The following is a 20,661-nucleotide window of genomic DNA, read 5'->3' as shown; positions in this document are numbered from 1 at the left end:
TTGCATACAAAATATCATCTTGTATGGATGGAGTGCCATCTACCCGGTTCAGACGATGGCGTTATGCCGGGCCTCGGGCGCTTCAGACAGGATCTCATTCAGCTTCGCCAGCGCCCCGGCCAGCGCGCCCTGGTCGACCGCGCCGCCCAGCGACAGGCGGATCGCGTTGCCCGGTGGCGGCTCCTCCACGCTGAAGGCGTCGGAGCTGGCGATGCCCAGCCCCTGTTCCTGGGCGGCCTGGATCAGCCGGTATTGGTCCAGCCGTGGCGGCAACGGCAGCCACACGTGCAGGCCGGCCGGATGGGCCTGGGCACGGGCGGGCAGATACCGGGCGGCAATGGCCTGGCGCTCGCGCAGCTCCTGCTGGAAGCGCTGCACCATGTCCTGGGCCTGGCCACTGCGGATCCACTGCGAAGCCACCGCCACCATTGACTGGGTCGGCATCAGGGCGATCGCGCGCAGCGCGTCCAGCACCGGTTCCATCGGTTCGCCGGCCGGCACCACCAGGTAGGCGGTGCGCAGGCCCGGTGCCAGGCACTTGGACAGGGTGGAGATGTAATACACCGGGCAGTCGGCATCGCGCTGGGCGGCCAGCGGCGGTGCGGCGTCCCCGGCCAGCAACCAGTAGGGATCGTCTTCGATAACGGTCAGATCGTGGCGCTTGGCGACATCCAGCAGGGCCTGCCGGCGCTGCGCCGACATCGTTGCCGTGGTGGGGTTCTGGATGGTCGGCACCAGATACAGCAGGCGCGGGCGGCGCAGCTGGCAGGCTTCTTCCAGAGCTTCGGGCAGCATGCCTTCGGCGTCCATCGCCACCGGCACCACGCCCCGCTGCAGCACGCGCGCGGCGGCCAGCAGGCCCGGGTAGGTCAGCTGCTCGGCGGCGATCAGCTCGCCTGGCTGGGTGCGGGCCAGGATCAATGCGCACAGCGCGGTCTGCGCACCTGGGCAGATCACTACCTGGTCGGCGCCGACCGTACCCAGCATCGGTGCCAGCCACTGTACGGCGGCGGCGCGGTCCTCGCGGGTACCTGCGCCGACGTGGTAGCTCATCAGTTCGCCCTGGCCCAGCTGCTGGCCCACGTGCTGGAAACCGGCCTCCATGCCCTGCGCGAACGGCGCGCTGCCCAGCAGCGGCGGGATGTTCATGCTCAGGTCGACCGAGGTGCTGCGGTTGCCGGCCGACAGCGCGATGAAGGTGCCGCCGGCCCCCTGTGCATCCAGCAGCCCGGCCTGGCGCAGTTCGGCAAAGGCGCGGGTGACCGTGGTCAGGTCCACGCCCACCTGCTGGGCCAGGTCGCGCTGCGGCGGCAGGCGGTCGCCCGGGCGCAGCACGCCGTCATCCACTGCCTCGCGCACCTGCTGGGCAATCTGCAGGTACAGCGGGCCGGCGCCCTCGCGGAAGGGGCGGACCCAGGTGCGATTGGGGTGTTTCAGGCGGCGGCCGGCGGCAGGTGGCGTCATCGGTCAGATTTTTCCATACGTGCAGATGCACAAGTCCATACAATGCTGTATCTTGTATGGGCTTGATTGGAGTGGTTCGCCTGCTTGTAGGCGACCTCGTACCCACAGTGTAGCCGCTCCACGCCCGGGCGCTGCGCGCAGGCGAGCCGGTCAAGCGCGCTTCTTCAACAGGGTTGACCTCCAATGAATATCTGCTGGAACCGCATCCGCCTGGCGCTGGTCGCCCTGGCCTGCGTCGGCCTGTCGGGCTGTGACTGGGTGCTGCTGGATTCGAAGGGCATGGTCGGGCTCGCCCAGCGCGACCTGATCCTGATCTGCATCGGCCTGATGCTGATCGTGGTGATACCGGCCATCGTGCTGACCTTCGTGTTCGCGTGGCGCTACCGCGCCGGCAACACCAAAGCGAAATACACGCCGGACTGGTCGCACTCCACCAAGGTGGAAATCGTGGTCTGGGGCGTGCCGCTGATCATCATCGCGGTACTGGCGGTGATCGTGTGGAAGTCCACCCACGAGCTCGACCCGTACAAGCCGCTGGACGTGGCTGGCGAACCGCTGCACGTGGACGTGATCGCCACCGACTGGAAGTGGGTGTTCGTCTATCCGGACCTGGGCATCGCCACGGTCAACCAGCTCAACTTCCCGGCCAACCGCCCGCTGGCATTCAACATCACCTCCAACTCGACGATGAATACCTTCTTCATCCCGCAGCTGGGTGGGCAGATCTACGCGATGGCCGGCATGCGCACGCAGCTGCACCTGATCGCCAACGAGCCCGGCCAGTTCCGTGGCATGTCCGGCAACTACAGCGGGCATGGCTTCTCGAACATGAAGTTCATCGCCACCGCCAGCAGCAACGAAGACTTCGAGCGCTGGGTGGCCGAGGTGCGCAGCGCGCCGGACGCGCTCAGCTTCACGCAGTTCAAGGCGCTGGCCGCGCCGTCGAAGAACGCACCGGTGCAGCACTTCTCCAGTGTTGAACCACTGCTGTTCAAGAAGGTCATCGACCAGTTCATCGGCGTTGGTGAAAACACCGCTGCCGCCACCCCGGCGGGCGCTGCCGGCGGTGCCCAGGTTTCCCAGGAGTAACGAACATGTTGGGTAAATTGACGTGGGAGGCCGTGCCGCTGCACGAGCCGATCGTCGTGGTCACATTGGCGGCCATGGTGCTGGGTGGCCTCGCGCTGCTTGGCGCGGTGACGTACTTCAAGCTGTGGGGCCCGCTGTGGCGTGACTGGTTCACCACCGTGGACCACAAGAAGATCGGCATCATGTACGTGGTGGTGGCGCTGGTCATGCTGGTGCGCGGCTTCGCCGATGCACTGATGATGCGCGCGCAGCTGGCCGCGGCCGGCCCAGGCAGCGACGGATTCCTGCCGCCCGAGCACTACGACCAGATCTTCACCGCGCACGGCGTGATCATGATCTTCTTCGTGGCCACCCCGTTCGTGGTCGGCCTGATGAACATCATCGTGCCGCTGCAGATCGGCGCGCGCGACATGGCGTTCCCGTTCCTCAACGCCTTCAGCTTCTGGATCTTCGTGGTCGGTGCCGCGCTGATGATGATCTCGCTGGGCGTTGGCGAATTCGCCATGACCGGCTGGGTGGCTTATCCGCCGCTGTCGGGCATCGAGTTCAGTCCAGGCGTGGGTGTCGATTACTACATCTGGGCGTTGCAGGCCTCCGGCATCGGCACCTTGCTGACCGGCGTCAACCTGTTCATCACCATCCTGCGCATGCGTGCGCCGGGCATGACCCTGATGAAGATGCCGGTGTTCACCTGGACCGTGCTGGTCACCAGCGTGATCATCATCGCCGCCTTCCCGATCCTGACCGTGGCGCTGGGTGCGCTCACCCTGGACCGCTACCTGGACTTCAACTTCTACACCAACACGTTGGGTGGCAACCCGATGATGTACGTGAACCTGGTGTGGGCCTGGGGCCATCCGGAGGTGTACATCCTGGTGCTGCCGGCGTTCGGCATCTTCTCCGAAGTAACCGCCACGTTCGCGCGCAAGAAGCTGTTCGGCTACAAGTCGATGGTCGGCGCCACGCTGGCGATCGGCATCCTGTCGTTCATCGTCTGGCTGCACCACTTCTTCACCATGGGCTCCGGTGCCAGCGTCAATGCCTTCTTCGGCATCATGACGATGATCATCGCCATTCCCACAGGCGTGAAGATCTTCACCTGGCTGTTCACCATGTACGGCGGCCGCGTCGAGTTCAGCGTGCCGATGCTGTGGACCATTGCCTTCCTGGTCACCTTCACCATCGGTGGCATGACCGGCGTGCTGCTGGCCATCCCGGGCGCGGACTTCCTGCTGCACAACAGCCTGTTCCTGGTCGCGCACTTCCATAACACCATCATCGGCGGCGCGCTGTTCGGCTACCTGGCCGGCTTCGCCTACTGGTTCCCGAAGGTGTTCGGATTCACCCTCAACGAGCGCCTGGGCAAGTGGTCGTTCGCGTGCTGGGTGATCGGCTTCTACCTGGCCTTCATGCCGCTGTACATGCTGGGCTTCATGGGCATGACCCGCCGCATGAACCAGTACGACAACCCGGCGTGGACGCCGTACCTGATCGCCGCCTTCATCGGTGCGCTGTTCGTGTTCGCGGGCATCATCCTGATGCTGGTGCAGATCTACGTGAGCGTGCGCGACCGCAAGCGCAACCTGGACCTGACCGGCGACCCGTGGAACGCACGCACGCTGGAATGGGCCACGCCGTCGCCGCCGCCGTTCTACAACTTCGCCGTGGTGCCCAAGGCTGATGAGCTGGACGCCTTCCACGAAGCGAAAAAGCGTGGCCTGCCACCGCCGCCGAAGAAGTACGCGCCGATCCACATGCCGAAGAACACCGGCGTGCCGCTGATCCTCAACATCTGGATCCTGGTGCTGTGCTTCGCCCTGGTCTGGCACATCTGGTGGATGGCCGCGGCCAGCTTCATTGCGATGATCGTGACCCTGATCGTGCGGTCCTACGACGAGGACGTGGACTACTACGTCAGTTCCGAAGAGGTGGCGCGCACTGAAGCGGCCAACCTGGCCAAGCTGAAGGAGGTACGCGCATGAACCTGTTGACCCGCCCCGAGCTGGCCAGCGACACGCAGGCGCACGAGGACCACCACGAGCACGACCACAGCCACGAGCAGGGCAGCATGAAGGTGTTCGGCATGTGGGTCTACCTCATGTCCGACCTGGTGCTGTTCGGTTCGCTGTTCGCCTCGTATGCGGTGCTCAGCACCGCCTACGCCGGCGGCCCCACCGGCAAGGACCTGTTCTCGCTGCCGTTCGTGATGGCCGAGACCTTCCTGCTGCTGGTGTCCAGCATCACCTACGGCCAGGCCGTGCTGGCGATGCATCGTCACGATGCATCGGCGGTGCTGCGCTGGCTGGGCGTGACCTTCGTGCTCGGTGCCTCGTTCATCGGCATGGAGATCTACGAGTTCTCGCACCTGATCCACGAAGGTGCCGGCCCGAGCACCAGTGCCTACCTGTCGGCGTTCTTTGCCCTGGTTGCCACCCACGGCCTGCACGTAGCCAGTGGCCTGATCTGGATGGCCGTGGTGATGCACCAGGTCTACCGCCGTGGCCTGACCCCGACCAACATCACCCGCGTGTCGTGCCTGAGCCTGTTCTGGCACTTCCTGGACCTGGTGTGGATCTGCGTCTTCACCTTCGTCTACCTGATCGGAGCCTTCTGACATGGCCCACGTCGAAACCTCGCGCGCCGGCAATGCGCACGGCTCCACCAAGTCATACCTGATCGGCTTCGTGCTGTGCGCGCTGCTGACCGTGGTGCCGTTCGCGCTGGTGATGAACCCGGTGCTGTCGCGGCCGCTCACGCTGTTCCTGCTGGTCGGCTTCGCGGTGGCGCAGATCCTGGTGCAGCTGGTCTATTTCCTGCACATGGACCGCAAGTCCGAAGGTGGCTGGAACCTGGCCAGCTTCGTGTTCACCCTGGTGATCCTGTTCATCATCGTCGCGCTGTCGGTGTGGATCATCTGGAGCATGCACTACCACATGATGATCAACTGACCGTGGCCGGGGTGATCGGCACGGATCGCGCGATCACCCCGGCACCTCAGCCCTCTTTTCCCCCAAGGGCAGGCCTGACCGAGACCCCGCCCGCATCTGCGTTGGTGGTACCCGTGAAGCGTCCTGCTGCTGTTGTCCGTTCGTTGTTCTCTCCCCGTTTCCGCCTGCCGCTGCTGGCAGGCCTGGCCATCGGCCTGCTGGCTGGCTGCAGTGCGCAGTCGCGCATGGACTTCTACTCCAAGGACATCGCCTGCGAAGAACTTGGCCAGCAGTGGTCGATGCCCGATAGCCACGGCACCGTGCGTGGCCCGAAGGACCTGCAGGGGCAGGTGACCTATCTGTTCTTCGGTTTCACCAGCTGCCCGGATGTGTGCCCGACCACCATGGTCGAGTTGAGCCAGGTGAAGCACCTGATGGGCAAGGACGCCGACCAGCTGCAGGTGGTGTTCGTCAGCGTCGACCCGGCGCGTGATACGCCGGAGGTTGCACGCACCTATGTGGAAGCCTTCGACCCCAAGGCGATCGCACTGGTCGGCAACGAAGCGCAGTTGGCCGCGATGGCCAGCGACTTCAAGGCGTTCTACGAGAAGGAGCCCGGCCAGGTGCCGGAGACCTACACCATGAGCCACATCGCCGGTGGCTACGTGTTCGACCGCCAGGGCCGCCTGCGCCTGTTCGCGCCCTATGGCATGCCGGTGGACAAGCTGTTCTCCGACGTGCAGCGCCTGCTGCTGGAGCCGGCACATCCGGCGGCAGGCAATGACGCGCTGGCCAGCTGCAGCCTCAAGCACAGCGACACGCTCGCCGCCCGCTGACGCTGGTGTGTGCCAACCTTGGTTGGCACAGGTGTAGAGCCGAGCCGATGCTCGGCTCCGGGCTCACCGTGCACCCTGCAAACAGCAGCCGAGCATAGGCTCGGCTCTACATGCTCGCCGCTCGGTGAGTGCCGACCGTTGGTCGGCACACTCCCACACCAATCCCCCGGCCGGCCAGGAGAGCCAACCGGCCGGGGGCACCACTCAACGCCTTACTTGGTTTCTTCCCACTGCACCACGTCCGGCTCGGCCGCCTTGATGCCGGCGGTCGACAGCAGCTTGGTGGTCGCATCCAGCGCCGCGTTCACCGACGGGTACTCCACAATCGCGCGGCCCGAGGCCTTGGACACCTTCACCACGGTGCCGCCGGTGGCGGCGGCCGCACGCTGGGCCGAGGCCGCATCGGTGAAGAACACCTTGACCCGCGAGGTCGCCACCACTGGCGCACCATCGTTGGAGACAGCGGCCGCAAACTTGCTGGCACCGGCATCCGCACGTGCGGCCACACCGGTAGACGCATCGGTGGACCGCTTGCTGCGGGTGCCGACGGCCGCCGCGCTGGCATCAGCCCCGGTGGTGATCCGGAACTGGCCGCCGCTGGCCTGCTGCACGGTTGCCGACGGCGCCAGCTGGAAGCGCGCGCCGCCCACATTGAACGAACGGCCGGTGGCCTCCGCCTTCAACTGCTGCGTGTCTACGGTCGACAAGGTCTTCGCCGCAGGTGTCTGGCCCGAGCTCTGTGCCCAGGTGGTGGTGGTCATCGCCGCGAGGGCGAGGGTGCTCAACAGAATGGTCGTCTTCATCATCAGTGCCCCAGAACGCGGATCTTGAAGAATTCGAGGTTGCCACGCGATGCAGCGTTCGCGGCCTGCCCCAGGTCGGTGACTTCCAGCGTCCAGGTGCCCGTGGCGTTCTCATCCAGGAAGGCATTGCTGGACAGCAGGTCCCAGTTGGTGAAGTTGCGCTGGACACCATTGAGGCCAGAGCCGATCGCGGTGAATGCCGGCTGCACCACGCTGCGCGTGCCACTGGGCGAGACCAGCACGAACTGCAGCTGGCGGGTGTTGCTGTGGTTGACCCGGAAGCCCAGCTGCACGCTTTCGATGTTGCGCGCGCCATTGGCCAGCTGGAAGGTCAGGCGTGCAGCGGCGGCCGAGGTGTTGCCGATAGCCACGGTGCGTGTCGTGTTGCGCCAGCCGCTGTCCACCAGTGCACCCAGCGACTGGAAGTTCTCGGCGACCTCAACTGCACGGGCGGCGTTGACCACGCCGAAGCCGTACCAGTTGCTGTAGGCGCGGCCGGCGGCATTCACCGTCCAACCCGGCACCAGCACGCGGCCATCGGAGTGCGTGACCGCCGCCCGGTTCGGGTCATTGCGGGTGGCGGTGGTGGCCAGGATGTACTTCACATCGCGGTAGGACAGGTTCGGATTTGTCTCCAGCAGCAGTGCCGCCACGCCCGACACCATCGGCGTGGCCGCCGAGGTACCGTTCATCTTGCCGGTGTAGTTGCAGGTGCTGTCGATGGCGGACTGATCGCCGTCCAGTGTATTGCGCAGGCTCGTGTTCTTGTTGCTGCCCTGTGCGCAGCCGGTGACGTCGGTGGTGAGAATGGCCGGATCGTAGCGGATCGCCAGCTGCCCCGGCACGACCTGCCGCTGCCAGCCATTCTCGCCGCCGAAGCCGGACACCCACAGCGCCGAGCCGGTGGACGAGTAGGACGAGCGCACGCCATCGGCGCGCACGGCGGCAACGGTGATCACGTTGAACAGGTTGTTGCGTGGATCGCGGCCGGCTGGAATGCAACCGGTGTTGCGGTTCTTGGTGTCTGCCGAGCAGATGTCGGTGCCATCCGAGCGTGCGCCGTTGTTGTGGTTGTTGCCGGCGGCTTTCACGTAGATGCCACCGCGCCCGCCACGGGTGCCGGACATGGCCTGCTCATAGGCGGTGATGTCGTTCTGGCTGTAGGCCAGCGGCAGGTTGGGGTTGCCCGGGCTGGAGCCCCAGCTGTTGTTGAATACCCCCACGTCGGCCACTTCGGCGCCGTCCCACCACGAGTACTCGATGTTGGAGTTCGAATTGCCCTGGGCATTGGATGCCAGGAAATTGAAGCCCTTGAGTGTGGCCGCCGAGGCAACGCCGCGCACGCCCAGGTTGTTGGCGCCCACCGCACCGGCGATGCCGCCGACCATGGTGCCGTGATTGTCGCGGTCCGGATTGGACGGTGAAGGATTGTTGCTCTGGTTGGCGAAGTTCTTGCCCGCGACTGCCGCGACGTTGGCGGCCAGGTCCGGGTGGGCAATCTGCAGGCCGTCATCGACGATGGCGATGGTGACGCCCTGGCCACGGATGCCATTGCGGAACAGGCCATCCACGTTGAGATCGTTGCCGGCCACCGGCAGGGTATCGCCCAGTACGGCCTGCCCGGTGTTGAGCAGATGCCACTGGCGTCCGGCCAGCGGATCGGCCTGCTGGGCCTGGGCGGTGACGGCCAGGCTGCCCAGTACAAGGGCGGTGGCCAAGGCCAGGCGCGCGGAGCGCGGTGGCGCGTTGCGTTGCGTGTGTCGCTTCATACACGAATCCTTCTGTTGTGAATCGGCATGGCAGGACGGCGGGGCGGAACTGCCCCATCGCAACGAGCCAAACGCGACACAACGAAGAACCCCCTACCTCTTCACACACCCAATCTGCAGATGTGCCAATTGCGTCACAAACACTCATTCCGCGGGGTAATGACAACTGCACATTTCTATAGAGCTCTGTAGAGCCGAGCCCATGCTCGGCTGCTTTGTACATGTGCCTGTCCGATCAGCCGAGCATGGCTCGGCTCTACAGAAGTGGTGTCATCGCGCTGCTTCACATCCCGCTGTGCTACTAAACCCAGAGCACCCCTTCCGCGTCGGAGCACGATGATGGTCAATCCGCTCGCCCAGGCCCATCGCGGCCTCGGCACCACGCTGTTCAGCCTGTTGAACCCGATACCCTTCGGCTTCTTCGTCGGCGCGCTGATCTTCGACGCGATCTATCTCAACAGCGCCGAGGTGATGTGGGGCAAGGCGGCCGCCTGGCTGATCACCTTCGGCCTGCTGATCGCCATCATTCCGCGCCTGATCAACCTGTTCGCGGTCTGGCGCCGCAGCGGTACCGCCACCCGCATCGACCGCATCGACTTCTTCCTCAACCTGGTCGCGGTGGTGCTGGCCATCTGGAACGCCTTCGTGCACAGCCGCGATGCCTATGCCGTGGCGGTGCCGGGCACGATCCTGTCGGCGTTGACCGTGGCCCTGATCGCCCTGGGCCTGATCCTGCTGTCGTTGCAGCCGCCGGTGCTGCAGGGAGGTCGTCATGGCTAAGCACATCCTGCCCACCGTCGCCGCGCTGGCACTGGCCGTCACCCTGTCGGCCTGCGCCGGCAAGGCTGAATACCATCCCGCCGACCAGTCCGGCGCAAAGCCGCCGCTGCCGGCGCCGAAGAACTTCCTGATGCCGCCGATGCAGGTGCCCAAGGGCGTCGGCTGGGCTGATGGACAGACCCCCACGGTGGCAGAGGGCCTGAAGATCGAACGCATCGCCGCCAACCTGCAGCATCCGAGGCGGCTGCTGACCCTGCCCAATGGCGATGTACTGGTGGTGGAAGGCAACGGCCCCGGCGAAGAACCGGTCACCACGCCCAAGCAGTGGATTGCCGGCAAGGTCAAAGCGCGCTCGGGCAAGGCCGGCAAGGGCGGCAACCGGGTCACCCTGCTGCGCCGCTCGCCGGGAACGAACACCTGGACCCAGCACGTCTACATCGAGGGCCTGCACTCGCCGTTCGGCATCCAGCTGATCGGCGACACGCTGTACGTGGCCAACACCGGCAACATCATGCAGTACCACTACGTACCTGGTGAAACCCGCATGTCCGACAAGGGCCGCGAGTTCACCGATCTGCCCAGCACCATCAACCACCACTGGACCAAGGAACTGCTGGCCAGCCGCGATGGCCGCAAGCTGTATGTGGGCGTGGGCTCCAACAGCAACATCACCGAGAACGGCCTGGCCGTCGAATACCGCCGTGCGGTGGTGCTGGAAGTGGACGTGGCCACCCGTGGCAGTCGCATCTTTGCGTCGGGCATCCGCAACCCGACCGGGCTGGACTGGGAGCCGAGCACCGGAAAGCTGTGGGCAGTTGCGAACGAACGCGATGAGATCGGTGCAGACCTGGTGCCGGACTACCTCACCTCGGTGAAGGAAGATGGCTTCTACGGCTGGCCCTACAGCTACTACGGGCAGCACGTGGACGAACGCGTGCAGCCGCAGCGGCCGGATCTGGTGGCCAAGGCAATCGTGCCGGACTATGCCATCGGCTCGCACGTGGCACCGCTGGGCCTGCTTTTCTACACCGGCCAGGCGCTGCCGGCGCAGTACCACGGCGGTGCCTTCATCGGCGAGCACGGCAGCTGGGACCGCTCGCCGCTGAGCGGCTACGAAGTGGTCTACGTACCGTTCAAGGACGGCAAGCCGACCGGGCGGCCGCAGACCGTGGTCAGCGGCTTCGCCTCGAAGGACGAGAAGACCCTGATGGGCGCGCCGGTGGGCATGGCGATGGACGCCGAAGGCGCGCTGCTGGTGGCCGACGACGTGGGTGACGTGGTGTGGCGGGTGTCGGCGAAGTAGTTCTGTAGAGCCGAGCCCATGCTCGGCTGCTCTTCGTTCGGTGCACGGAAACCCGCGCGGTGCGCGCGTAAGCCGAGCATGGGCTCGGCTCTACAGTTCCGCAGTACCGCTGCGGAACCCGCTGAACACCGACTCGGCGGCAAACCCGACGCCACCCAGCAGCACGCCGAAATACACCATCGTGGCCACCACGAAGGCGTAACCGGCCGCCACCGCTGCGCCATCGCGCTGGATGAAGCCGATGGCGAAGGACATCAGTGCCAGTGCGGGCAGCGTGTTGCTGAAGGGAATCGGGCCGGCCGGCGCCATCAGCAGCAGGGTGGCCACGACCAGCGCCAGATTGTTCAGGCGCATCATCTTCTTCGAACGCACCATCACCGCCAGGCGCATCGGCCGCGACAGCCGCTCCATGCGGTGCACCCACTTCAGTGCACGGCCAAGGTTGGCCTTCAGCTTGTCGGTGGCGATCTCGCGGCGCGCCAGTTTCTGCGGCACCCACAGCGGGCGGTTGCGTACCCGGCTCAGGCCGATCAGCAGGATCGAGGCGCCGAACACGGTGCTCAGCCCGGGAATCGATACGGGAATGATGAAGATGGCCGAGAGCAGGATCACGATCAGCAGCAGGCCTTCATCGCCCAGCGCGCTGAGCAGGGTACCGACGCTGACCTGTTCGCCGGGCAGCTCGTCGATCATCTGCTCGATCTGCTGGGCCAGGGGCGCGCTGTCGTTGGTTTCGGGGGCACGGTAGGTCATGCGTCGCAAGGTTCTCCAGGGAAGGGCGGTCAGTGGGCCGTCCTGCGGTGGGGGACGCACAGGCTCCTGCAGTATCCCGGCCAGCGTGGGCAAAGAGGTGAACCGGGCATGAGGGGGTAAACTGGCGTGCCCCGCACGAGTTGAACGCAATGGATATGGGCCGCAGGCAATCGACCATCGAACTGGTCGCCATCGACATGGATGGCACCCTGCTGGACCCAGCCCATCGGCTCACCGCCCGGGCCACGCAGGCGATTGCGCAGGCACGCGCGCTGGGCGTGCACATCGTGCTGACCAGCGGCCGCCCGGTGCCGGGCCTGGCGCCATTCCTGCACGAACTCGGCATCGATGGCGACGATGACTACTGCATCGCCTGCAACGGCGGCCTGGTGCAGCGCATCGGCACCCGTGAAACCGTGGTCGAGTACCCGCTCAGCTTCGCCGACTTCCTGTTCTGCGAGCAGGTGGCGCGCGAACTGGGCGTGCACTTCCAGGCGCTGGAGAGCCAGCGCATCTACACACCCAACCAGGACATCAGCTACTACACCGTGGCCGACTCGCATCTTTCGCGGATGCCGCTGTCGTACCGCCGCGTGGCCGACATGGACCCGTCGATGTCCTTCATCAAGCTGATGATGATCGACGAGCCCGAGGTGCTGGACGCCGCCATCGCGCGCCTGCCCAGCGAACTGACCGAGCGCTTCGCGGTGCTGAAGAGCGCACCGTTCTTCCTGGAAGTGTTCGACCACCGTGCAGGCAAGGGACCGAGCCTGCAGAAGCTGGCCGAGCACCTGGGCATCGACCGCGCCAACGTGATGGCCATCGGTGACCAGGAGAACGACCTGACCATGCTGCAGTACGCCGGTACCAGCGTGGCAATGGGCAATGCCATCGACGCGGTGAAGGCGGTGGCGCGGTTCGAGACCAGCAGCAATGCTGATGAAGGCGTGGCGCGCGCGATTGAGCGCTTCGTTCTGCAGTAACCGCGGGTCCCCATGCTCTGGTAGGTGCCAACCTTGGTTGGCACACGCAATCGGCAAGCGCCGACCCAGGCTATACCCAGGTATAGCCCACCCATCCCCACCGCCATCGGCGCTGTACCACGGTGCAATGGCGGATGCGGCAGTGCGATGCAAGACTTTCGCACGTCGAAATCACGCCATCGAATTCTGAGGCAGAGGATCGTCTTCCTCTGCCACTGACCGGCGCGGACAGCGCCGTCACACCCTCAACGCAATCGCACCGCCAGCCAGGCGCCGACACCGGCGCTGCAACGCGCTGGGCGTGCGCCTGCGCCGCACTCCCCCTGCACCTTGGATCTGCTAATGAACACCCCGCCCACGACGCGCCTCGCCCTGGCGATCATCACGGCCATTGCCGCCCCTGCGTATGCCGCCGACTCGGCCGAGACCGCGCACGACACGCCCACCACCTTGAATGCCCTGCAGGTGATCGCCACACCGCGCGGCGCCGCCGTTGCACCGACCCAGGTGGTTGGCCCGAACCGCTACATCATCAAGGCCGAAGACCTCGACGCGATGGTCAGCGGCAACAATGGCCTGGCCATGCTCAAGCAGGTGCCCGGCGCCAGCTACACCGCCACCGACGGCCTGGGCCTGGACATCTCGGCCACCAGCCTGTTCGTGCGTGGCTTCCGCATGAATGAAATGGGCATCACCTTCGAGGGCGTGCCGCTGAACGACAACGGCTTCCTCTCGCTCACCGGCACCAGCGTGGTGAACGTGGGCGTGCCCGATGGCATCGGCGCGATCACGGTCAGTCCCGGTGGCGCACCGGTCAGCGTGTTCTCCAGCAGCGTCAACGGCGGCAGCCTGGAATACCGCCTGCGCGAGCTGCAGGACACGCCCAGCCTGCGCGTGAAGCAGGGCGTGGGCAGCAACAGCACGCTGGTCACCACCGTGTCCGGGCAGAGCGGCCAGCTCGGTGAGCACGGCCCGAAAGTGCTGGTCGACCTGCAGCGCGTGTCCGCCGACAAGTACCAGGGCGAAGGCACGCAGAACTTCCTGCGCGGCGACCTGAAGCTGCAGCAGGACGTCGCCTGGGGCGATGTCACCGTGTTCCTGTCCGACAGCAAGGCCAAGGTCTGGGGCTACAACAACATCTCCTTCGACATGATCCGCAAGCTCGGCTGGAAGGCCGACATCTTCTACCCGGATTACGCGTGGGCCTGGTACGTGGCCTCGCCGGAGAACGCAGACAAGTCCTGCGGCGCCTACACCTGCGGTGAGCTGTCCGAACTGATTCCGTACGACACCGGCCAGATCACCCGCGACCGCGTGTCCTCGATCAACCACCGCTTCCAGATCACCCCGGCACTGCGTGGCAACGTGCAGCTGTACAACGCCAACAGCCACACCCAGGCCACGCTGACTGACCCGACCGTACCGTCGCCCAACGGCGCACCGTTCTCCGAACAGGTCCAGACGCCGCGCCTCAACCGCCTGGGCGGCATGGTCAACCTGCAGTTCGAGACCGGCGCGCACACCTTCACTGCCGGTTTCTGGCAGGAGAAGAGCAAGGCCGCGGCCAAGACCGAGTGGTACCAGCAGCCACTGCTGGGCGAGGGCCCGCCGCTGAAGGCCACCGGCCCGTTCGACGTGTACGGCCCCGCGTTCAAGACCGACAACGCATCGAGCTGGGTGACCCGCTCGCGCCAGTTCTACCTGCAGGACGACATCGTGCTGAACGACACGCTGAAGCTGGGTGTCGGCTTCAAGGCCGTGGACTTCCGCACCAGCGGTGGCGGCCTCGGTGATGCCAAGGACCGTCCGGTGAACGGCACGCTGCGCGCGAAGAGCAACTTCCTGCCACATGTCTCGCTGTTCTGGAGCCCGACTGAATCCACCGATGCGTTCATCGACCTGGCCAACACCATGAACGGCTACCGCGTGGCCCAGCGCGGCAACATCGGTTACACCGCCTCGGCATGGACCATCACCGACCAGGAGGAGTTCGACCGCGTGGCCGGTACGCTGCGCCCGGAGAAGAACTGGAACCTCACCGTGGGCGCATCACACCGCTTCGACCGGCTGACGATCACCGGCGATGTGTTCTACAACGACATCCGCAACCGCCTGCTGTCGGCCGCCATCGGCACCCAGTTCACGCAGATCAACACCGTGCGGCTGATGCCGAAGATGCACGTGATCGGTGCCGACCTCGGCATCACCGCCGACTTGACCGACCACCTGCAGTTCTACCAGGGCGTGGCCGTGGCTCGTTCGTACTACGACAGCGATTTCGTGGTGGGCGATACGGTGTACCCGATCAAGGGCAATGCCCAGCCGGGCTACCCACAGATCTCGCTGGTCAGCGACCTGTCCGCCCACTTCGGCGACTGGCGCTTTGGTGCCACCAGCACCTCCTACCTGCGCCAGCCCTTCACCTACGAGAACGACATCCGCGTGCCCACGTTCTGGCAGGTCAATACCTATGCGGCGTATCGTTTCGGTGCGGACAGTGCAGTACCCGGGCTGGAGCTGCGGCTGGACGTGAGCAACCTGTTCAACCGCCACAACATCGGCACCGCCACCATCGCCGGCTCGTCGTTCTCGGGGGATTACCAGACCCTGCAGCGGAGTGCGCCCCGGCAGCTGATGTTCAGCACGTCGCTAACCTTCTAGGTAGATCCACGCCATGCGTGGATAGTTGACCCAAACCCGCCAAGACCCCCCCCTTGCGCAATCAACAGGGATTTTCTGGCGGCGACGCAAGGTTCCCACAATGTTGATGGGTCATCCTGTTGGCATGGCACAGCACAACCCGCGAACCCCGCTGTTCGGCATCCGGGGCCCAGGACGGCCCCGGCAGGCGCTGTCCGTAGCGCCTGAAATCGACCTGCGTGCCGAGTACCAGTTCTGGCACGTCTACGAACGCGTAGTCCGCCCGCTGCCCGGCGGTGGGCTGCGGAAGGCCTGGCTTGTGTGCCAGAAGGTGTATCGCGACCGTTGGCAGCACCCGGACGACAGCGACGAGGCGGCGTTGTCGAGGGTGGTGTTTGGCGGGAACATGACGGCTGACCGGGCGTCGGAGCTGGCGGAGCTGCACGCGCTGGTCAGCCGTCGGGTGGCGCTGCTGGCGAGGCGTGGGCGGATGGGTACTGCGGCTTGATTTGCAGGGATGCTCCTGGCGACGCCGGATTGCCATGAACCGCCCTGGCGCCCTCGCACCATCCGCTGCCATGACCTGCTATGGCATTGTCCCAACCGCTGTCATGACCTTCTCTGGATAGAGTCGACTGTTAGTCGACTGCTCTACTCATCGGCTCCGCGGAAATCTGCGCTTCGCGCGCGAGTCGACTAACAGTCGACTCTACCAACGTCCTCTCCAACGGGTGCTTCTAAGGCTTTCCCCGGTCCAGCTGCCGGTACCCGATCGCCTCAGCCAGATGCGCGGTCTGGATGTCCTCGCAACCCGCCAGATCCGCAATCGTGCGCGCCACGCGCAGAATCCGGTGCATCGCCCGTGCGGAAAGCTGCAGACGCTCGATGGCCTGTTCAAGCATGTCCTGATCGCCCTCGCTCAGTAGGGTACACGCCCGCAGCGCTGCCGGCGGCAGATGCGCATTGAGCCCTCCACGCGCCTGCTGCCGGGCATGGGCGGCTTCCACCCGCGCACGTACTGCAGCACTCGGTTCACCCAGCGGCGTGCTCTCCCGCAGCTCCACCGCGTCCATGCGCGCCACGCTGATATGCAGGTCAATACGGTCCAGCAGTGGGCCAGAGACGCGCGCACGATAGCGGTTGATCCGTTCATCGCTGCACAGGCAACGGTTGCTGCGGTCACCGGCCCAGCCACACGGGCAAGGGTTCATCGCTGCCACCAGTTGGAACCGCGCGGGATACTGCACGCTGCGTGCCGCGCGGGCGATGCGGATGTGACCGGATTCCAGCGGCTCTCGCAGAGTCTCCAACGCACTGCGGTTCCATTCCGGAAGCTCGTCCAGGAACAGCACGCCGTGATGAGCCAGCGAGATTTCGCCGGGGCAGGGCGGGTTGCCGCCGCCCACCAGCGCCGCCGCACTGGCACTGTGATGTGGCGCCCGAAAGGGCCGCTGCCGCCATCGTCTTGGGTCCAGCCCTTCGCCACTCACCGATGCAATGGCGGCCAGCTGCAGTGCTTCGACTTCCTCGGTATCCGGCAGCAGACTGGGCAGACGCGAGGCCAGAAGTGTCTTGCCGCAGCCAGGACTGCCGATCAATAACAGATGGTGCCCACCCGCTGCGGCCACTTCCAACGCGCGCCGTGCGTGCGCCTGCCCGCGCACGTCGGCCAGATCGGGCAGTGGCAACGGTGTCGTGTCTGCGCGCTCCACGGTTGGCAACAGGCGCGGATTGCCCAGTCCGGCGCAGCATTCCAGCAACGTACGCGCTACTCGCACATCGGCGTGCTCGGCCAACGCAGCCTCTGCGGCATTCCCCGGAGGCACCACTAGGATGCGCCCAGCCTCGGCGGCGGCAATTGCGGCGGGCAGTGCACCTGCTACCGGCCGCAGCTCACCGGTCAGGCCAAGCTCGCCCAGAAACTCATACTGCAGCAGCGACTGCGGATCGACCTGGCCGCTGGCCGCCAGAATGCCCAGCGCGATGGCCAGGTCGTAGCGCCCACCTTCCTTGGGCAGGTCGGCGGGGGCGAGGTTGAGCGTGATGCGCCGCTGGGGAAAGTCGAAGCGTGCACAGAGCAGGGCGGCACGCACGCGTTCGCGGGACTCGCGCACGCTGGTTTCGGCCAAGCCCACGATCTGAGTGACAGGCAGGCCGCCAGAGAGATGCACTTCCACCCGCACCAGCGGGGCATCGACCCCGGCGCGGGCACGGCTGTGGACCAGCGCCAGGCTCATGTGTGGTTTCCTGCAGAGGGGCGCTTGATCGTGCGGCAGGTGCGCTGCGGGGAGCTATCGGGAATTGCTGGTGAAGTGGCTAGGAGGATTCTGGCCGGTGTTCGCCTGGTGCACACTCGCCAGAGCACCCAGAGCACGCCTCGACCAACAGTGGCTCTGCGTCTTCCTAGAGCAACCGTCCCAGTTTCCGCTGAGAGTTCATCCAACGCTCGAAGCTGATGCGCGCGCGTTCGCTATCCGGCACTCGCCAGACTGCATCGATCATGCTGGCTACCCAACAGGACGACTGATGATTGAACTGAGGAAGTCCGAACATGAAGATCAGGCCTTGACAGGGATGCTTCAGTTCGAGTAATCATCCGCATGAACGGAAGCTGAGTCGTTTGTCGCCCTTCATCCAAGGATGTAACGGACATGATTTCTGCCAAGGACCGGCGGGGGGAAAATGCTCCCTGCAATGTTTATCCGGGCTCGCCGCTTTGCTCGCTCATCGTTGGCTTGGCACTTGCGCTGGGAGTCGGGTTCCACGTCTCAGCCCAGGATGGACTCTTCAACTACCAAGAGTATGAGAAGAAGGTAAAAAGCGCGCAGTCGCTTGCCGCCATATCCGCAGATGAGGTATTCGGGGATCGAACTTCCGGCTTCGACGGCAGCACCGAGTTCCTCGTTGAAGACGTGTCCATACCTGGCAATTTCGACCTTCCGGTCAGCATCGCCCGCCGCTTTGGAGTTGAGGCCGTCAACCGAGGATCTCGCTATAGCGAGGCCAAAGGGCTGACGCTGTTTGACGATTGGGAAATCGTCGTTCCCCACATGTCGGGCGTATGGACCAAGGGGGCTGGATGGATTACGGGCGATCCAGGGGCGCAGACCACACAGCGTTGTTCGGTCAATAAGGCGCCCTACCTATTGGAGACCTGGGGCTATACCAATATCGGCTTCGGCATTGACGTGAAGTGGCATGGCGGAAATGGCGAGGAGCTTCTGATTGCCGACGATCCGTCCCATGCCACGGCACCAGGCTTGGAGGCGCCCAAGTGGATGACGGCTTCGAGAGCACGGTTCACCTGTTTGGCTGCAACACGAAACGGATATCCGGGCGAGGCGTTTATTGGGCACACCCCGGATGGGAAGAAGTACTTCTTCGACTGGGGTGTGGAAAGGCCCTATGCAACAGCTCAGTTCAGTGATGGCGCTGCCAATCGTTCGGTGGGGCGTAAGCGGGTCTATCTTCTGGCGTCGCGTGTGGAGGACCGTTATGGGAATTGGGTGTCCTATAGTTACAACGGAGACAAACTCACTAGCATTCAGTCCAGCGACGGTCGCCGGATTGACCTGAGCTATGACGGCGACGGTCGGGTGACCAGCGTGCAAGCCAATGGGCGCATATGGCGGTATTCGTATGTTGGCGACACGGACGGAAACGACGGTGGCTTGTCCCAGGTCACGCTTCCGGATGGCTCGGCGTGGGCATACAGTCATCGCGGACGCCTCCAGTCCAGTTTCCCTATCCGTAAAGCCGACGATGAGGGCGGGTGCGAAATACGGGCCGGTAGTGAGCCCCCTCCTACGCAGATGACGGTGGTCGCCCCCTCGGGTGCGCAAGGCATATTCGACTTTGAAATGGAGTTGTTCATTCGCTCCGATCCTTGCAATGGACTGACACCCTCGCACTACCAAGCGTGGTCTTTGAAGAAGCGCACCATCACCGGGCCCGGACTGTCTCCGATGGTCACTACGCGAAGCTACAACCTGCAGTTGCCGGGAAGCGGCCGCTGGTCCAGCCTGACCAAGCCGGATGGAACGCAGATTCGCGAGCGCTACGGTGCCAATCCAGCTCTGAACGAGCGAAAGCTCATGCAAAAGCAGGTTCTGGACGCAGCTGGCCAAGTGGAGCGTGACGAGCTCTACACCTATACGTTCGGTTCCGAGACCGGTCCGTTCAGTACGCGGGTCGGGCATTCCATCGGGGTGCAAGCGGGTCAGTTCTTGGCGGGCATGCTGAGCGCTCTCAGTGAAAGCACATTCTCTCAAGATGGCGATACCTACCGCGTGGTCTACAGCGATTTCGATCGCAAGGCCCGTCCGGCACGCGTGAGCTATACCGGTCCTTCTGGTACCAAGGCTGAGATACGAGAGCATCTGGATACGGCCAGCCCTTGGGTCTTGGATCAGGTGCTGAGTGTCAAGGAGGCTGCGTCGGGAAAGATCACCACACAGTATGCCTATGACGGTATGGCCAAGCCGAATGCCGTCTATCGGGCCGGGGCTTTGCTGCAGAGTGTTACTTATGCGGCGGATGGCACGATCAGTGCAGTGCGCGATGGAAAGGGGAACGAAACGCAGATCCAGGACTGGTATCGCGGCGTGCCGCGATTGGTCATCAATCCCGATGGCACCACCAATCGCATGTCGGCAGATGGAAACGGGTGGATCACTTCCACCACGGACGCGCTACAAAGGACTACTTCCTATCTGCACGATCCGATGGGTCGCGTGCGCGAAGTCCAACCGCCGGTCGATGAGAACCAGTGGGCCAAGACTACCATCTCATTCCGTCAGGTCGCGGCCGATGAGTACGGCCTTTCGCCGGGGCACTGGCGAGTCGATAACGTCCAAGGGGCACGGCGCCAGGAAACCTATCTCGACGCACTCTGGCAGCCGCTCCTGGTGCGCGAATACGATGCAAACAACGTCGCCGGCACGCAGCGGTGGGTCAGGAACGCATACGACAGCGAAGGTCGCCTGACGTTCACCTCTTATCCTTCAAGCGATAGCACGGTGGCGACCGGTACCTGGACCGAGTACGACGCGCTGGGGCGGAAGACCTCTTCGTCCCAGGACAGCGAGCAGGGCCTGCTGATTACAACCATTGGCTACAGCAGCAATGCCACCACCACAGTCGTGGATCCACTCGGCCATCAGACCATCACCCGATTCGATGCGTTTGAAGGCCCGGACTACGGGAGGCCTGCGCAGATCATTCGTGCCGATGGCAGCAAAGTCAGCATCAAACGAAATGCTTTTGGACTTACCACCGAAGTAGCCCAGTCCGCCAACTAAAAGGCATGTCAAGG

16 protein-coding genes are annotated in these 20,661 nt (G+C 64.7%); 11 read left to right on the top strand and 5 right to left on the bottom strand.

From position 1 onward, the window contains the following. Positions 1 to 48: 48 nt before the first annotated feature. Complete coding sequence (locus AASM09_RS20820; RefSeq protein ID WP_049431949.1) at positions 49 to 1,464, bottom strand: PLP-dependent aminotransferase family protein; 1,416 nt, start codon at positions 1,462 to 1,464, stop codon at positions 49 to 51. 183 nt (positions 1,465 to 1,647) lie between these two features. On the opposite strand from AASM09_RS20820, the gene cyoA reads away from it, so the two are divergent. The 5 genes from cyoA (at position 1,648) to AASM09_RS20795 (ending at position 6,316) form a co-directional block, all read left to right on the top strand. Further along, on the top strand, positions 1,648 to 2,553 hold the full coding sequence (gene cyoA / locus AASM09_RS20815) for a ubiquinol oxidase subunit II (protein ID WP_010482114.1): 906 nt from the start codon (positions 1,648 to 1,650) through the stop codon (positions 2,551 to 2,553). 5 nt (positions 2,554 to 2,558) lie between these two features. Further along, positions 2,559 to 4,535: a cytochrome o ubiquinol oxidase subunit I gene (cyoB, locus tag AASM09_RS20810; RefSeq protein ID WP_006474876.1), complete on the top strand. Its 1,977-nt coding sequence runs from the start codon at positions 2,559 to 2,561 to the stop codon at positions 4,533 to 4,535. Next, positions 4,532 to 5,167, top strand: a complete 636-nt coding sequence (cyoC, locus tag AASM09_RS20805) for a cytochrome o ubiquinol oxidase subunit III (protein WP_080355084.1) — start codon at positions 4,532 to 4,534, stop codon at positions 5,165 to 5,167. Before cyoB ends, cyoC begins: the two co-directional genes overlap by 4 nt. A gap of 1 nt (position 5,168) precedes the next feature. Next, positions 5,169 to 5,501: a cytochrome o ubiquinol oxidase subunit IV gene (cyoD, locus tag AASM09_RS20800; RefSeq protein WP_005411473.1), complete on the top strand. Its 333-nt coding sequence runs from the start codon at positions 5,169 to 5,171 to the stop codon at positions 5,499 to 5,501. A 143-nt stretch (positions 5,502 to 5,644) separates the two neighbouring features. Continuing rightward, entirely contained in the window at positions 5,645 to 6,316 is a 672-nt protein-coding gene (locus AASM09_RS20795; protein WP_049431951.1) for an SCO family protein, read from the top strand. A 212-nt stretch (positions 6,317 to 6,528) separates the two neighbouring features. On the opposite strand, the gene AASM09_RS20790 is transcribed toward AASM09_RS20795, so the two are convergent. Both AASM09_RS20790 and AASM09_RS20785 read right to left on the bottom strand, forming a co-directional pair. Then, on the bottom strand, positions 6,529 to 7,122 hold the full coding sequence (locus AASM09_RS20790; RefSeq protein ID WP_049431953.1) for a S8 family serine peptidase: 594 nt from the start codon (positions 7,120 to 7,122) through the stop codon (positions 6,529 to 6,531). Then, positions 7,122 to 8,888, bottom strand: coding sequence for a S8 family serine peptidase (locus tag AASM09_RS20785; protein ID WP_049431957.1), 1,767 nt, complete (start codon positions 8,886 to 8,888; stop codon positions 7,122 to 7,124). The genes AASM09_RS20790 and AASM09_RS20785 overlap by 1 nt, the downstream gene beginning before the upstream one ends. Positions 8,889 to 9,227: 339 nt before the next feature. Here AASM09_RS20785 and AASM09_RS20780 point away from each other — a divergent pair, with 339 nt between their 5' ends. Beyond that, on the top strand, positions 9,228 to 9,668 hold the full coding sequence (locus tag AASM09_RS20780; protein ID WP_049431961.1) for a DUF2231 domain-containing protein: 441 nt from the start codon (positions 9,228 to 9,230) through the stop codon (positions 9,666 to 9,668). Next, positions 9,661 to 10,971, top strand: coding sequence for a PQQ-dependent sugar dehydrogenase (locus tag AASM09_RS20775; RefSeq protein WP_049431963.1), 1,311 nt, complete (start codon positions 9,661 to 9,663; stop codon positions 10,969 to 10,971). The genes AASM09_RS20780 and AASM09_RS20775 overlap by 8 nt, the downstream gene beginning before the upstream one ends. Positions 10,972 to 11,061: 90 nt before the next feature. Here AASM09_RS20775 and AASM09_RS20770 read toward each other — a convergent pair whose 3' ends face one another. Beyond that, positions 11,062 to 11,724, bottom strand: a complete 663-nt coding sequence (locus AASM09_RS20770; protein WP_049431964.1) for an exopolysaccharide biosynthesis protein — start codon at positions 11,722 to 11,724, stop codon at positions 11,062 to 11,064. Between the two features lie 149 nt (positions 11,725 to 11,873). Between AASM09_RS20770 and yidA the strand changes: the two genes are divergently transcribed. From yidA to AASM09_RS20755, 3 genes are all read left to right on the top strand, one after another. Then, positions 11,874 to 12,707 (top strand): sugar-phosphatase, encoded by an 834-nt coding sequence (gene yidA, locus AASM09_RS20765; RefSeq protein WP_049431966.1) that lies wholly within the window; start codon positions 11,874 to 11,876, stop codon positions 12,705 to 12,707. Between the two features lie 342 nt (positions 12,708 to 13,049). Next, on the top strand, positions 13,050 to 15,368 hold the full coding sequence (locus tag AASM09_RS20760; protein WP_049431968.1) for a TonB-dependent receptor: 2,319 nt from the start codon (positions 13,050 to 13,052) through the stop codon (positions 15,366 to 15,368). A 100-nt stretch (positions 15,369 to 15,468) separates the two neighbouring features. Then, a complete protein-coding gene (locus tag AASM09_RS20755) occupies positions 15,469 to 15,855 on the top strand; it encodes a hypothetical protein (protein WP_049431970.1) in 387 nt (128 codons plus the stop codon). Positions 15,856 to 16,084: 229 nt separating this feature from the next. Here the strand turns inward: AASM09_RS20755 and AASM09_RS20750 are convergent, their stop codons facing one another. After that, the gene (locus AASM09_RS20750) at positions 16,085 to 17,584 is read right to left on the bottom strand and encodes a YifB family Mg chelatase-like AAA ATPase (RefSeq protein ID WP_049431972.1); all 1,500 of its coding nucleotides are present in this window, start codon (positions 17,582 to 17,584) and stop codon (positions 16,085 to 16,087) included. A 414-nt stretch (positions 17,585 to 17,998) separates the two neighbouring features. Here AASM09_RS20750 and AASM09_RS20745 point away from each other — a divergent pair, with 414 nt between their 5' ends. Beyond that, entirely contained in the window at positions 17,999 to 20,647 is a 2,649-nt protein-coding gene (locus AASM09_RS20745; protein WP_049431973.1) for an RHS repeat domain-containing protein, read from the top strand. Positions 20,648 to 20,661: the final 14 nt, after the last annotated feature.

The organism is Stenotrophomonas maltophilia, assembly GCF_039555535.1.
Lineage (GTDB): Bacteria > Pseudomonadota > Gammaproteobacteria > Xanthomonadales > Xanthomonadaceae > Stenotrophomonas > Stenotrophomonas maltophilia_Q.
The sequence above is the reverse complement of the archived record's forward strand: the minus strand, read 5'-3'. Positions and strand labels throughout refer to the sequence as shown.

Coding starts and splice junctions, on each gene's coding strand:
- AASM09_RS20820 (WP_049431949.1), bottom strand. CDS start 1,464: ATGACGCCACCTGCCGCCGGCCGCCGCCTGAAACACCCCAATCGCACC.
- cyoA (WP_010482114.1), top strand. CDS start 1,648: ATGAATATCTGCTGGAACCGCATCCGCCTGGCGCTGGTCGCCCTGGCC.
- cyoB (WP_006474876.1), top strand. CDS start 2,559: ATGTTGGGTAAATTGACGTGGGAGGCCGTGCCGCTGCACGAGCCGATC.
- cyoC (WP_080355084.1), top strand. CDS start 4,532: ATGAACCTGTTGACCCGCCCCGAGCTGGCCAGCGACACGCAGGCGCAC.
- cyoD (WP_005411473.1), top strand. CDS start 5,169: ATGGCCCACGTCGAAACCTCGCGCGCCGGCAATGCGCACGGCTCCACC.
- AASM09_RS20790 (WP_049431953.1), bottom strand. CDS start 7,122: ATGATGAAGACGACCATTCTGTTGAGCACCCTCGCCCTCGCGGCGATG.
- AASM09_RS20785 (WP_049431957.1), bottom strand. CDS start 8,888: ATGAAGCGACACACGCAACGCAACGCGCCACCGCGCTCCGCGCGCCTG.
- AASM09_RS20780 (WP_049431961.1), top strand. CDS start 9,228: ATGGTCAATCCGCTCGCCCAGGCCCATCGCGGCCTCGGCACCACGCTG.
- AASM09_RS20775 (WP_049431963.1), top strand. CDS start 9,661: ATGGCTAAGCACATCCTGCCCACCGTCGCCGCGCTGGCACTGGCCGTC.
- AASM09_RS20770 (WP_049431964.1), bottom strand. CDS start 11,724: ATGACCTACCGTGCCCCCGAAACCAACGACAGCGCGCCCCTGGCCCAG.
- yidA (WP_049431966.1), top strand. CDS start 11,874: ATGGATATGGGCCGCAGGCAATCGACCATCGAACTGGTCGCCATCGAC.
- AASM09_RS20760 (WP_049431968.1), top strand. CDS start 13,050: ATGAACACCCCGCCCACGACGCGCCTCGCCCTGGCGATCATCACGGCC.
- AASM09_RS20755 (WP_049431970.1), top strand. CDS start 15,469: ATGTTGATGGGTCATCCTGTTGGCATGGCACAGCACAACCCGCGAACC.
- AASM09_RS20750 (WP_049431972.1), bottom strand. CDS start 17,584: ATGAGCCTGGCGCTGGTCCACAGCCGTGCCCGCGCCGGGGTCGATGCC.
- AASM09_RS20745 (WP_049431973.1), top strand. CDS start 17,999: ATGATTTCTGCCAAGGACCGGCGGGGGGAAAATGCTCCCTGCAATGTT.